Origin of the sequence: Marivibrio halodurans (assembly GCF_017963645.1) — a bacterium.
GTDB lineage: Bacteria > Pseudomonadota > Alphaproteobacteria > UBA8366 > Aestuariispiraceae > Marivibrio > Marivibrio halodurans.
The window spans coordinates 29,426-41,801 of the sequence record NZ_JAGMWN010000013.1; the positions used below are offsets into that span (position 1 = coordinate 29,426).

The window sequence follows — 12,376 nt, forward strand, 5'->3', positions numbered from 1 at the left end:
CTACCCTTCGTTTCGGCCCGTTCCACCACTCTTCCCACGGAATCGGGGAGAGAGGGACGGCTCCTTCACGCCCCCGTTATTTAAGGGGTTTTCGCGGGGTGAACAAGCCGTCCGCCAGGACCATGAGCACCCCGATGCTGATCGCCGCGTCCGCGACATTGAAGGCCGGCCAGGGATTGAACAGGCGCAGCGGGATGAACGGTATCGAGATCGAGACGAAATCCGCGACCGCCCCCCAATGCAGCCGATCGATCGCGTTGCCGATCGCCCCGCCGATGACGAAGCCCAAGCCGCAGCCGAGCCACGCCGTTTCCGCCCGGCGCAGCCAGACCAGCATGATCGCCGCGATCGCGACGGCGAGGCCGGAGAGCAGATAGGGGCCGACCGCGCCATCCCCGAACAACCCGAAACTGACCCCGCGATTCCAGACCAGCACCAGATCGAACCAGTCGGTGACGGGGATGATGCGCGGCGGGCGCATCACCCAATCGACCATGTAGAACTTGCTGGCCTGATCCAGGATCAGGACGATCGCGGCCAGCGCGAGGCCCAGCGGCAGGCGCCCGCGCTTCGGCTTCATGGTGAAGCCGTCCGCGCCGGTTCGGTTCGGGCTTTCGAGGGTCATGGTCGGGACCGCCTGGTTCTCGATTATTCCGCGGCCGCCGGCATGTGCTTGACCGCTTCCGCGCACCGTCCGCAGACATCCGGCGCGTCCGGGCCCGCGCCGACATCCGGCAGGACCTTCCAGCAGCGCTGGCACTTCTCGCCCTCCGCCCGGGCGAAAGCGACCGCTACATCCTCGACATCGTCCAGTCGGAAGGCATCGTCGGGCGCGTCCGCGTCGCTGATCACGATGTCGGAGGTGATGCAGACATCCGCGAAATCGACGGTGGCGAGCGCCCCCTGGATCGCGGGGGAGGCATGCACCACCGGTGCCGCGTCGAGATTGGCGCGGATCGCCTTCTCGTTGCGCTTGCGCTCCAGCGCGGCGAGCACGACGCGGCGCGCGCGGCGCACCGTCGCCCATTTCGCCTCGAGGGCCTCGTCGCGCCAACCGGCCGGAATTTCCGGCATCTGGCGCAGATGGACGGAATTGTCGTCCGCCGCGCCGGTGCGGGCGAGCCAGGCCTCCTCCGTCGTGAAGCTGAGGATCGGGGCGAGCCACGCGGTCAGGCAGTCGAACACCGTGTCCAGCACGCTGAGCGCCGCGAGGCGGTCCGCGTCGTCCGGCGCGTCGCAATAGAGCGAATCCTTGCGCACGTCGAAATAGAAGGCGGAGAGATCGACCGCGCAAAACTCATGCAACTCGCGGAAGATGCGGTTGAAGTCATAGCCCTCGATGCCCGCGCGCACGACGCCGTCCATCGCCGAAAGACGGCTCAGCACCCAGCGCTCAAGCTCCGGCATGTCCTTGGGATCGACGCGCTTCGCCGGATCGAAATGCGCGAGATTGCCGAGCAGCCAGCGCAGCGTGTTGCGGAAGCGCCGATAATAGTCGGTGAGCTGCTTCAGCATCGCCTCGCCGATGCGCAGATCGCCGGAATAATCCTCCGAGACGACCCACAGGCGCAGGATCTCCGCCCCGTACTTGTCGTTCACCTCCTGCGGCACGACGACATTGCCGAGGGATTTCGACATCTTGCGGCCGTCCTCCGCCATGACGAAGCCGTGCGTCAGCACCGCGTCATAGGGCGCGCGCCCGCGCGTGCCGCAGCTTTCCAGCAGCGAGGAATGGAACCAGCCGCGATGCTGGTCGGAGCCTTCGAGATAAAGCGAGGCGGGCCATTGCTGATCCGCACGCGCCTCCAGCGTGAAGGCGTGGGTCGATCCGGAATCGAACCAGACATCGACGACGTCGCGCACCTGCTCGTACGCCCCGGAATCGTAGTCATTGCCGAGGAAACGCGACGGATCGCTGGTGAACCAGGCGTCCGCGCCCTCTTCCCGGAAGGCGGCGACGATCCGGTCGACCACGGCCTGATCGCGCAGCGGCTCGCCGGTTTCCTTATGGACGAAGACCGGGATCGGCACGCCCCAGGCGCGCTGGCGGCTGACGCACCAGTCGGGCCGGCTCTCGATCATGGAATAGAGGCGCCGCTGCCCGGCCTTGGGATAGAAATCGGTCTTCTCGATCGCCTGTAACGCCTTGGCGCGCAGGTCGTTCGTCTCCATCGAGATGAACCATTGCGCCGTGTTGCGGAAGATCAGCGGCGCCTTGGAGCGCCAGCTATGCGGATATTGGTGGCGCAGCGACCCCTTGGCCAGCAGCTTGCCGGCCTTCGCGATCTCGCGGATGGCGGTGCCGTTGGCCGGGCCGTCCTTGCCTTCCTGGGTGATGACGGCGGCGCCGTCCATCAGCGGCACGAAATCGTGGAAACAGCCGTCCTCGCCGACCGTCTCCGGGATCTCGATGCCGTTGGCGCGGCCCAGATGCCAGTCATCCGCGCCGTGGCCCGGCGCGATATGGACGAAGCCCGTGCCCGCGTCGTCGGTCACGAATTCGGCCGACAGGACGGGGACGTCGAAATCGTAATGGCCGCCGGCGCCCTCGACCCCGCGCCAGGGATGGGCGCAGGTGCTGCCGGCGATGCGCGCGCCCGGCAGGGTGGCGACGATTTCGTGCGCGGCGATGCCCGCCTGCTCGCAGGTGGCGGCGACGAGGTTCCGGGCGACGACCAGCCGCTCGCCGACGGTGGCGCCGGTCTTCTCCGCGACCTCCGTCACCTCGATGACGGCATAGTCGAAGTCCTCGTGGCAGGCGACGGCGCGGTTGCCGGGGATGGTCCAGGGCGTGGTCGTCCAGATCACCACGCTGGCGCCTTCCAGCGCCGGGTCGGCCGCCTTCACCACCGGGAACCTGACCCAGATGGTGGTCGATTTGTGCTCCATGTACTCGGCCTCGGCCTCGGCCAGGGCGGTCTTCTCCACCGCCGACCACCAGACAGGCCGGGCGCCCCGGAACAGCGCGCCGGACATCAGGAACTTGCCAAGCTCGTCGGCGATCACCGCCTCGGCCTCGTAGTTCATGGTGAGGTAGGGATTGTCCCAATCGCCGAGCACGCCGAGGCGCTTGAACTCCTCGCGCTGCACGCCGATCCAGTGGTCGGCGAACTCCCGGCATTCACGCCGGAACTCGACGATCGGCACGGCGTCCTTGTCCTGGCCCTTCTCGCGATAGCGCTCCTCGATCTTCCATTCGATCGGCAGGCCGTGGCAGTCCCAGCCCGGCACATAGGGCGCGTCATAGCCCGTCATCTGGCGCGAGCGGTTGATGATGTCCTTCAGGATCTTGTTCAGCGCGTGGCCGATATGCAGATGACCGTTCGCATAGGGCGGGCCGTCATGCAGGATATATTTCTCCCGGCCCTTCGAGTCCGCGCGCAGCTTCCCCCACAGGTCTATCTCCGCCCACCGCGCCAGAATCTCCGGCTCGCGCTGCGGCAGGCCGGCGCGCATCGGGAAATCCGTGCGCGGCAGATGGAGCGTGTCCTTGTAGTCGGGCTGGTCGGCATTCATCGCTCGGGCTCTCGGGCTTATTCCAAAATATCGGAAGACCGCGCCGGTTTACGCCAGTTGACCGGGGATTTCCAGCCCGGCGGGGCGGTGGCGGCGTCAGGGCGGCCGGGGATGTATTCCTCGTCCTGAAATGAGTTCCCAAACCGCCATCGATGTTCTCTATAATCGAATAATCATAATATTGCTCGTATTGGGATATGCCGTATCCGGCTTCGTCGGGGGCACCGGGAACGCATCCGGTCCGCCCGGAAAAGCGATTGTCGATAAGGGAGAGGGACAATGTCCGCGAAGCAACTTGTTCGTGCCAATATAACCGCCTTCGGCGGCCCGCGTCGCGGGGCGTGGCGGCGTCTCGGCGCGTTGTCGATTTTCCTGGCCGACGGCGTGGTCGAGCGTCTGCACTTCACCGACGGGTCGAATGACCCCTTCATCCACGATCCGAGGGACGGATCGCCGATGTCGCCGGAAATGGCGGAGCGCCTGAAGGAATTCAGCGAGGCCCTCAAGGATCGGGAGAGCCACGTCAATTCCTTCATCGAGACGCATGAGATCGAGATGGCGGAAGGCAGCATCGATCTTCACGAGGTCCAGGCCGGGATCGACGGCTTGAAGGCCAATCTCGAACGGATGGTGGCCTCGCAGATGGAACGCATGGGCCATCTCGCCATCGCGGGCTCGGTCGCCTCCATCCTCGGACTGGCTCTGGCGGTCTATCTCCTCTGGCCGGATCGCTGGGACCCGGACGGCGATTTCGACGGGGACGGCAATCCGAACTATACCGACGGGGACGACGACAATGACGGCACCCCAGACGACGAGGACCGCTATCCCATGGACAAGGACCTTCAATGCTTCCCGCCGCCATGGCTCGGTGAATGCCTGACGGGCGATTCCGGTGTCGTGCCGCGATATTATGCCGAGATGCTGACGACGAAGGGCTTTTATACCGTGCCGCATTTCTCGATGCAGCGGATCTACTGAGACTCTAATGCCCGGGCAGTCGTTACCGTGCGTCGAGGCTTCGCTCCAGGTCGGCGATCAAATCCGCCACCGCCTCGATCCCGATGGAGAGGCGCAGCAGGTTGTCGGGCACCGGGCTGTCCGGCGGCTCGATCGCCTTGCGATGCTCGATCAGCGTTTCCACCCCGCCAAGGCTGGTGGCGGGGATGATCAGCCGCGTCGCGGTGGCGACCCGCTTGGCGGCGGCGAAGCCGGTCTCGTCCTTGCCGCCCCCGTCGCCGCCCCCGCCCCCGCCCTTGACCAGAAGCGAGAGCATGCCGCCGAAACCGCCGGTGAATTGCCGCCGGGCGATGGCGTGATCGGGGTGGCTTTCCAGCCCGGGATAAAGCACGCCCTCCAACGCGGGATGGCCGTCGAAATGCTGGGCGATGGCGTGCGCGTTGTCGCAGGCGCGTTCCCACCGCAGCGCCAGCGTGCGCATGCCGCGCAGCAGCAGCCAAGCCTCCATCGGCCCCAGCACGCCGCCATTCAGGGTGCGGACCTGACGCACCGCCTGCCAGCGCGGCCCGTCCGGATCGGCGGTCGATAGCGCGCCCGCCACCAGGTCGCTGTGCCCGCCCAGATATTTGGTTGCCGACTGGAAGACGATATCGGCGCCGAGCGCCAGCGGCCGGATGGTCAGCGCGGGCGTGCAGGTGGCGTCCACCGCCAGCGCCGCGCCGGCCGCGTGCGCGGCCCGCGCCGTCGCGGCGATGTCCAGCACCTCCCAGGTCGGGTTCAGCGTCGTCTCGATCCAGACCAGATCGGTCTCGCCCTTCGCCAGCACGGCCGACAGCCCGTCCGCCGCGCGCGCGTCGTAGAAATCGAGGCCGAGGCCGCGCGTCTCCGCGAAGCGCTTCAGCGCGACCCGGCTGCCGTGATAGAGCATGGTCGGCGCGGCGATCCGCTTGCCGCGCGGCACGGTTTCCAGCACCGCCGCGACGCCCGCCATGCCGGACGCGAAGGTCAGGCTTTCCGCCGCCCCGTCCAGCGCGGCGATCACCCGCTCCACGCTCAGATAGGTCGGGTTCTCCGGCCGGCTGTAGCTCGCCCCCGCGATCAGGTCGTAATTGCCGTCGCGCGCATAGGTGCTGGCCATATGGATCGGCGGCGTCACCGCGCCCGTTGCCGGGTCGGTATAGTGCAGCGCCTGGGCCAGCAGGGTGCGGGGATCGGTCGGGGGCTGGGTCATGATTTCCTCGGGTGGCCTGTTCGCCATGCTCTATCGGGTGGGGAGGGGAGGGCGGCGTGAAACGCCCCTACGCCCCGGCCGCGCGGGTGTCCAGAATGACGTGCGCGGCCCGGCAGTCCTCCGCGATCGCGGTCTTCAGGGCGTCGATGCCGTCGAATTTCTTCTCCGGCCGGATGAATTCGATCAGCGCGATGCGCAAGCTGGTGCCGTAGAGATCGCCGTCGAAATCGAACAGATAGACCTCGAACACCTCGCCGATGCCGTCGACGGTGGGGCGGCGCCCCCAGTTCGCGACACCGTCCAGCCAGCGGGGCGCGCCACCCGCCGTCGCGCTTACCCCGCAGCGCACGGCATAGACGCCATGAGCCGGGCGGACATAGTCGCCGAGATCGATATTCGCGGTCGGGAAGCCGATGGTCCGGCCGAGTTGCCGGCCCTTCGCGACGATGCCCTCGACCTCGAACGGCCGGCCGAGCAGGGCCGCGGCCTGTCCCGGCTCTCCGGCCTTCAGATGCTCCCGGATGCGGGTGGAGGAATAGACCTCGCCCGCGGCGCTGGCGCTGGGATCGACGACCGTGACCCGGAAGCGTCCATCGGCCTTCAACGTCTCCACCGTGCCGGCGCGCCCCTTGCCGAAGCGGAAATCGTAGCCGACGACGAGATGGGAAAGCCCGAGACCGCGGACCAGCACCTCCCCGATGAAGGCGTCCGCCGTAAGCTCCGCCAGCGCGCGCTCGAACGGGAGGCAGATCATCAGATCGAGGCCGAGGGCCTGGAGATGATGCGCCTTGCTGCGCAGCGGGGTCAGACGGAAGGGCGCCACGTCCGGCTTGAAATAGCACACCGGATGGGGCTCGAAGGTCAGCACGCCGAGCGGTGCGCCCTCCGCCTCCGCGATGCGCGCCGCCTGGCCGATCACGGCCTGATGGCCGCGATGGACGCCGTCGAAATTGCCGATGGCGAGCACGGCGCCCCGCCGGTCCGCCGGATAGTCGGAAAGCTGTTGGATGATCTGCATGGCGGGCCGCACTCTAACGAAGCGGGCGGGCTCGTCCCAGCCCGAAAAAGGTGCCCCGAAGAAGGTGAAGGGCGGCGCCTTTCGACGCCGCCCTTCCCGTAACGGTCTTCAGAACTGGAGCCGGACCTAGAAGTCCATGCCCATGTCGCCCATGCCGGCGCCCGCGCCCGCATTGGACTTCGGCTCCGGCTTGTCGGCGATCATCGCCTCCGTCGTGATCAGCAGGGCCGCGACCGAGGCCGCGTCCTGCAGCGCGCAACGCACGACCTTCGCCGGGTCGATGATGCCGGCCTTGACCAGATCGACATATTCGCCGGTCTGGGCGTCGAAGCCCCAGGCGGTGTCCTTCGACTCCAGCATCTTGCCGACGACGACGGCGCCGTCCTCGCCCGCGTTGGTCGCGATCTGGCGCGCCGGCGCGCTCAGCGCGCGGCGGATGATCTCGACGCCGACCTTCTGGTCGTTGTTCGTCGTCTCGACCTTGGCCAGCGCCTTCGTGGCGTAGAGGAGCGCGGTGCCGCCACCGGCGACGACGCCTTCCTCGACCGCCGCGCGGGTCGCGTGCAGGGCGTCGTCGACGCGGTCCTTCTTCTCCTTCACCTCGATCTCGGTGGCACCGCCGACGCGGATCACCGCGACGCCGCCGGCGAGCTTCGCCAGCCGCTCCTGCAGCTTCTCGCGGTCGTAGTCGGAGGTCGTCTGCTCCACCTGCTGGCGGATCTGGTTGCAGCGGCCCTCGATCTCCTTCTTCTTGCCGGCGCCGTCGACGATCGTCGTCTCATCCTTGGTGATGGTGACGTTCTTCGCCCGGCCGAGCATGGAGATATCGACGGTCTCGAGCTTGATGCCCGTCTCTTCCGAGATGACGGTGCCGCCGGTCAGGATCGCCATGTCCTCCAGCATCGCCTTGCGGCGATCGCCGAAGCCCGGCGCCTTGACGGCCGCGACCTTCAGGCCGCCGCGCAGCTTGTTGACCACGAGGGTGGCCAGCGCCTCGCCCTCGACATCCTCGGCGATGATCAGCAGCGGCTTGCCCGACTGCACCACCTTCTCCAGCACCGGCAAAAGCGCCTGGAGGTTGGAGAGCTTCTTGTCGAACAGCAGGATGTAGGGATCGTCGAGCTCGGCCTGCATGCGCTCGCTGTCGGTCACGAAATAGGGGGACAGATAGCCGCGGTCGAACTGCATGCCCTCGACGACGTCGAGCTCGGTCTCGAGGCCCTTGGCCTCCTCGACCGTGATCACGCCCTCGTTGCCGACCTTCTCCATCGCCTTCGCGATCATCTCGCCGACATCCTTGTCGCCATTGGCGGAGATGGTGCCGACCTGGGCGATCTCGGACGACTGGGAGACCTTCTTCGCGTGCTTGGCGATGTTGGCCACGACCGCCTCGACGGCGGCGTCGATACCGCGCTTCAGGTCCATCGGGTTCATGCCGGCGGCGACGGCCTTCACACCCTCGCGCACGATCGCCTGGGCCAGGACCGTGGCGGTCGTCGTGCCGTCACCGGCCAGGTCGTTGGTCTTGCTGGCGACCTCGCGCAGCATCTGCGCGCCCATGTTCTCGAACTTGTCCTTGAGTTCGATTTCCTTGGCGACGGTGACGCCGTCCTTGGTGATGCGGGGCGCGCCGAAGCTCTTGTCGATCACGACGTTGCGGCCCTTGGGGCCCAGCGTGACCTTGACCGAGTCGGCCAGGATGTCGACGCCGCGCAGCATCCTGTTGCGCGCGTCCGTCGAGAATTTCACATCTTTCGCAGCCATTTTCTTTTCACTCCTCGTGAATGAGCAAGCTTATTGATCGAGCGCGCGTCAGGCGGCCTTCTTGGCCGACTTCTTCGCCTCGACGATGCCGAGGATGTCCGACTCCTTCATGATGAGCAGCTCCTCGCCGTCCATCTTGACCTCGGTGCCGGACCACTTGCCGAAAAGCACCGTGTCGCCGGGCTGAACGTCCAGCGCGCGGACGGTGCCGTCCTCGAGCGTCACGCCCTTGCCCACGGCGATCACCTCGCCCTGCATCGGCTTTTCCTTGGCGGTGTCGGGGATGATGATCCCTCCGGCCGTCTTCTGGTCCTCCTCAATGCGACGAACCAGAACCCGGTCGTGCAGCGGCCGAAACGTCATCTTCTGGGTACCTCCTCTTACGAAGACAAAGGTTGTCCAGGGACGCCCCGCGCGGGATGCGCGGCGCGACATGCGCGTCCGACAGGCTGTCGCGACGGTCTTGGCACTCCCCCTGATCGAGTGCTAAGCGATGGTTAGATAGGCCAGCTTTGTTCGGCTTTCAAGCGCTTTCGCGTGCTTTGTTAGCAGCCGGAAAGGGTGGCTGCTAATATATTGATTTTATTGATTTTTTGTTGCGGGATTTTTTGCTGCGGCGCACAGTTTTCAGGTCGCCTCGGGGTCGCCTCCGGATCGGCCGGGTGGCGGCATGGAGTCAACGACGAAGGGACTGGCCCATGAACACCACAACCGATCGCCGTTTCCAGCAGCAGGTGCGGGGCTATCGCCTCGCCACCGCCGAGATCATCTATCACCTGCCCGACTATCCCGACCTGTTGCAGAAGTTTGTCTGGCAACATTACGACATCGCGCCGGACTTCCCGAGATTGCGGAAATTCCTCGATTACTGGGAACGCAATATCGAAGGGCGGCTGCATTCCGTCCATCTGGCCCGCTCGGAGATCGTCAGCCCGGCGGAGCATCGCGCGGTGGGCGGTCTTTTCAGCCTGCACTGAGGGGAAGCCCGGCGGGGTCGGTCAGACCGGGCGGCCGAGAAGGCGCGCTCCGGTCTCGTCGAGGCCGGAGATCGCGACCTTGAGCAGGGAGCCGTCGGCGATCGTGGGGTCGAGCCGGACTGGGGCGAAGCCCTCCGTCCGGCCGATGCCGTCGCCTTCCACCAGCACCTCGGCCTCGCTTCCGACGAGGCTTTCCAGATAGGCGCGTTCCCGCGCGGCGCCCAGGGCGCGCAGATGCGCCGCGCGCTCCTTCCGCAGCGCCTTCGGCACCTTGTTCGGAATGCGCGCGGCGGGTGTGCCCGGCCGCTCCGAATAGGGGAAGACATGCAGCCAGGTAAGGCCCGCTTCCTCGACGATGCGGGCGGTGTTGGCGAACATCGCCTCCGTCTCGGTCGGGAAGCCGGCGATCAGGTCGGCGCCGAAGACGGCTTCGGGACGCAGGTCCCGGATACGGCGGATCAGCGCCAGCGCGTCGTCGCGGCCGTGACGGCGCTTCATGCGTTTCAGGATCATGTCGTCCCCGGCCTGGAGCGACAGGTGGAAATGCGGCATCAGGCGCGGCTCGTCCGCGATGGCGCGGAACAGCGGCTCGTCCATCTCGATACAGTCGATGGAGGAGATGCGCAGCCGCGGCAGATCGGGCACCAGCTTCAGGATGCGCCGCACCAGATCGCCCAGCGGCGGATGCCCCGGCAGGTCGCCGCCCCAACTGGTGATGTCGACGCCGGTCAGCACCACTTCCTTATAGCCGTTGGCGACGAGCTGGCGGATCTGCTCCACCACCGCGCCGGCGGGCACGGAACGGCTGTTCCCCCGGCCATAGGGGATGATGCAGAAGGTGCAGCGATGGTCGCAGCCGTTCTGCACCTGGACGAAGGCGCGGGCACGTCCCTCGAACCCGCCGATCAGGTGTCCGGCCGTCTCCTCCGCCGTCATGATGTCGGCGACGCGCACCGGCTCCGTGTCGGCGGTGGGGTCGGCGGCGGGGTCGGCGAAGGTCGCGCGCTCCAGCTTCTCGCGGTTGCCGACGACGCGGTCGACGGCCTCCATCCCGGCGAAGCGCGCGGGATCGATCTGCGCGGCGCAGCCTGTGACGACGATCTCCGCTTCCGGATGGTCGCGGCGCAGGCGCCGGATCGCCTGGCGCGCCTGCCGCTCGGCCTCCGCCGTCACGGCGCAGGTATTGACGACGATCACGTTGTCCCGGCCCGCCGAGGTCAGGTTCTCGCGGATCACCTCCGACTCATAGGCGTTGAGGCGGCAGCCGAAGGTGACGACCTCGGCGCGGGTCCTGGTGTCCTCGCGGCTCTCGGTGTCGGGGGCGGTCATAGATCTATCTCGCCGGTGAAGCTGGTCGCGACCGGGCCGGTCATGAGGACGTGGCCGTCCGTCTCCCGCCATTCGATGTCGAGCCGCCCGCCGTCCAGGTCGAGCGCGACCCGCCGTCCCGTCAATCCGCGCCGGATCGCCGCCACCGCCGTCGCGCAGGCGCCGGACCCGCAGGCGAAGGTGATCCCCGCCCCGCGCTCCCAGACCCTGAGCCGCAGGCGGTCCGGGCCGATAAGGCTCGCCACCTCGACATTGGTGCGCTCGGGGAAGAGGGGGTGGTGCTCTATCTCCGACCCGTGGGTCGTCAGGTCGACCGCTTCCGCATCCGCCACGAAGAAGACGCAATGCGGATTGCCCATGCCGACCGCGACCGGGTCCGCGAGCGGCCCGGACGCGACCCCGTTCAGGGACAGGGTATCCCGTTCCTCGGCCAGGGGGACCGCCGCCCAGTCGGTCAGGGCCTCGCCCATGTCGACGGCGACCCGCCCATCGTCGAGCCGCCGCGCGGCGAGCAGCCCGCGCCGGGTTTCGATGGTGATCCTTTCCGCGTCATTCTCCACCATGCAAAGCGCGGCGACGCAGCGCGTGCCGTTGCCGCAGGCGCCGGATTCGCTGCCGTCGGGGTTGTAGATGCGCATGAAGAGGTCGGCACCGTCATTCCCGGCGGGCTCCATCACCAGAAGCTGGTCGAAGCCGACGCCACGCCGCCGGTCACCGATATGGCGCACCGCCTCCGCCGTCAACGCGAGCGGCAGCGCGCGCGCGTCCAGCACGACGAAGTCGTTGCCCAGCCCATGCATCTTGGTGAAGGCGACCATGGCCGCGCGGTTCCCGTTCCGGATCGAGGATGCCCAATGCGCGCGCTTTATATGGGAAAAGCCCCCCGGAACGCAAAGCCGTTCGGTGGAAGAAGGGTTGGGCCGCCGGGTGGGTTCAGCCCGCGTCCCGCCACCGTGCCTGCAGGGCGGGGCTGTCGGCGATCGCCTTGACCAGCCGTAGGAAGGCCCGGCGACGGCGCGGTGTGGCGATGGCCTGGAAATGCCGGGCGAGTTCGCGCCCCTCGCGATGCGGCAAGTCGGTCATCCCCCGGGGATCGTCCAATCCGTCGAAGAAATACTCCACGCCGACCTCCAACGCGCGCGCCAACCGGAAAAGCGTCGCGGCGCCGATGCGGTTTCGTCCTTGTTCATATTTACGAATTTGCTTGAAGCTCAGCCCGATCGCCGCGCCCAGATCGACCTGCGTCATCCGTAATTGGCGGCGGCGTTCGCGCAGCCGCCCGCCGACATGGGTGTCGACCCAGGTCGGTTTCCGGTCGGCCTTGTCGATGGGCGCGGTATCGCGCCTTCCGATGGGCGGGTTCTGCAAGGGGCACCTCCGGTCGTGACCGGGCGCACTCTGCCACCCGGATGCCGGAGCTGCAATTGATAATTGATGCTATTGCTTATTATTACTTTTGGTAGATGAAACGATCAACATCATGGGGCGGTGATCCCGCTCTCGCCGCTTGATCCCGCGCGAAACGGCTTGACGCCGGAGACGGGCGCGCCTAGAACCCGCGCGATAAATCAGGCATTTCCG

Annotated in this window: 11 protein-coding genes; 2 read left to right on the forward strand and 9 right to left on the reverse strand. The window is 67.1% G+C overall.

The features are described from left to right. Positions 1 to 76 precede the first annotated feature (76 nt). Positions 77 to 625 (reverse strand): signal peptidase II, encoded by a 549-nt coding sequence (gene lspA / locus KAJ83_RS18120; RefSeq protein WP_246484874.1) that lies wholly within the window; start codon positions 623 to 625, stop codon positions 77 to 79. Positions 626 to 648: 23 nt separating this feature from the next. Then, on the reverse strand, positions 649 to 3,516 hold the full coding sequence (gene ileS / locus KAJ83_RS18125; RefSeq protein WP_210683529.1) for an isoleucine--tRNA ligase: 2,868 nt from the start codon (positions 3,514 to 3,516) through the stop codon (positions 649 to 651). A 279-nt stretch (positions 3,517 to 3,795) separates the two neighbouring features. On the opposite strand from ileS, the gene KAJ83_RS18130 reads away from it, so the two are divergent. Further along, positions 3,796 to 4,497 (forward strand): LXG domain-containing protein, encoded by a 702-nt coding sequence (locus KAJ83_RS18130; protein ID WP_210683530.1) that lies wholly within the window; start codon positions 3,796 to 3,798, stop codon positions 4,495 to 4,497. Positions 4,498 to 4,519: 22 nt separating this feature from the next. Here KAJ83_RS18130 and KAJ83_RS18135 read toward each other — a convergent pair whose 3' ends face one another. The 4 genes from KAJ83_RS18135 to groES form a co-directional block, all read right to left on the reverse strand. Continuing rightward, positions 4,520 to 5,707, reverse strand: coding sequence for a trans-sulfuration enzyme family protein (locus tag KAJ83_RS18135; RefSeq protein WP_210683531.1), 1,188 nt, complete (start codon positions 5,705 to 5,707; stop codon positions 4,520 to 4,522). A gap of 67 nt (positions 5,708 to 5,774) precedes the next feature. Then, entirely contained in the window at positions 5,775 to 6,725 is a 951-nt protein-coding gene (locus KAJ83_RS18140; RefSeq protein WP_210683532.1) for a bifunctional riboflavin kinase/FAD synthetase, read from the reverse strand. Between the two features lie 126 nt (positions 6,726 to 6,851). Then, complete coding sequence (groL, locus tag KAJ83_RS18145) at positions 6,852 to 8,489, reverse strand: chaperonin GroEL (protein WP_210683533.1); 1,638 nt, start codon at positions 8,487 to 8,489, stop codon at positions 6,852 to 6,854. 48 nt (positions 8,490 to 8,537) lie between these two features. Beyond that, positions 8,538 to 8,852 carry a co-chaperone GroES gene (gene groES, locus KAJ83_RS18150; RefSeq protein ID WP_210683534.1) on the reverse strand — a complete coding sequence of 105 codons (315 nt, stop codon included), beginning with the start codon at positions 8,850 to 8,852 and terminating at the stop codon, positions 8,538 to 8,540. 335 nt (positions 8,853 to 9,187) lie between these two features. Between groES and KAJ83_RS18155 the strand changes: the two genes are divergently transcribed. Continuing rightward, the gene (locus KAJ83_RS18155; protein WP_210683535.1) at positions 9,188 to 9,466 is read left to right on the forward strand and encodes an usg protein; all 279 of its coding nucleotides are present in this window, start codon (positions 9,188 to 9,190) and stop codon (positions 9,464 to 9,466) included. A 21-nt stretch (positions 9,467 to 9,487) separates the two neighbouring features. On the opposite strand, the gene mtaB is transcribed toward KAJ83_RS18155, so the two are convergent. The 3 genes from mtaB to KAJ83_RS18170 all read right to left on the reverse strand — a co-directional run bounded on the left by mtaB (position 9,488) and on the right by KAJ83_RS18170 (position 12,163). After that, positions 9,488 to 10,795: a tRNA (N(6)-L-threonylcarbamoyladenosine(37)-C(2))-methylthiotransferase MtaB gene (gene mtaB / locus KAJ83_RS18160; RefSeq protein ID WP_210683536.1), complete on the reverse strand. Its 1,308-nt coding sequence runs from the start codon at positions 10,793 to 10,795 to the stop codon at positions 9,488 to 9,490. Next, positions 10,792 to 11,613, reverse strand: a complete 822-nt coding sequence (dapF, locus tag KAJ83_RS18165; RefSeq protein WP_210683537.1) for a diaminopimelate epimerase — start codon at positions 11,611 to 11,613, stop codon at positions 10,792 to 10,794. Before dapF ends, mtaB begins: the two co-directional genes overlap by 4 nt. A 115-nt stretch (positions 11,614 to 11,728) precedes the next feature. Next, positions 11,729 to 12,163 carry a helix-turn-helix domain-containing protein gene (locus KAJ83_RS18170; RefSeq protein WP_246484876.1) on the reverse strand — a complete coding sequence of 145 codons (435 nt, stop codon included), beginning with the start codon at positions 12,161 to 12,163 and terminating at the stop codon, positions 11,729 to 11,731. Positions 12,164 to 12,376 lie beyond the last annotated feature (213 nt).

Bases quoted from the DNA above. Each gene is read 5' to 3' on its own strand.
- KAJ83_RS18140 (WP_210683532.1), bottom strand. From the start codon at position 6,725: ATGCAGATCATCCAACAGCTTTCCGACTATCCGGCGGACCGGCGGGGC.
- mtaB (WP_210683536.1), bottom strand. From the start codon at position 10,795: ATGACCGCCCCCGACACCGAGAGCCGCGAGGACACCAGGACCCGCGCC.
- groL (WP_210683533.1), bottom strand. From the start codon at position 8,489: ATGGCTGCGAAAGATGTGAAATTCTCGACGGACGCGCGCAACAGGATG.
- KAJ83_RS18135 (WP_210683531.1), bottom strand. From the start codon at position 5,707: ATGACCCAGCCCCCGACCGATCCCCGCACCCTGCTGGCCCAGGCGCTG.
- KAJ83_RS18155 (WP_210683535.1), top strand. From the start codon at position 9,188: ATGAACACCACAACCGATCGCCGTTTCCAGCAGCAGGTGCGGGGCTAT.
- ileS (WP_210683529.1), bottom strand. From the start codon at position 3,516: ATGAATGCCGACCAGCCCGACTACAAGGACACGCTCCATCTGCCGCGC.
- lspA (WP_246484874.1), bottom strand. From the start codon at position 625: ATGACCCTCGAAAGCCCGAACCGAACCGGCGCGGACGGCTTCACCATG.
- KAJ83_RS18130 (WP_210683530.1), top strand. From the start codon at position 3,796: ATGTCCGCGAAGCAACTTGTTCGTGCCAATATAACCGCCTTCGGCGGC.
- dapF (WP_210683537.1), bottom strand. From the start codon at position 11,613: ATGGTCGCCTTCACCAAGATGCATGGGCTGGGCAACGACTTCGTCGTG.
- groES (WP_210683534.1), bottom strand. From the start codon at position 8,852: ATGACGTTTCGGCCGCTGCACGACCGGGTTCTGGTTCGTCGCATTGAG.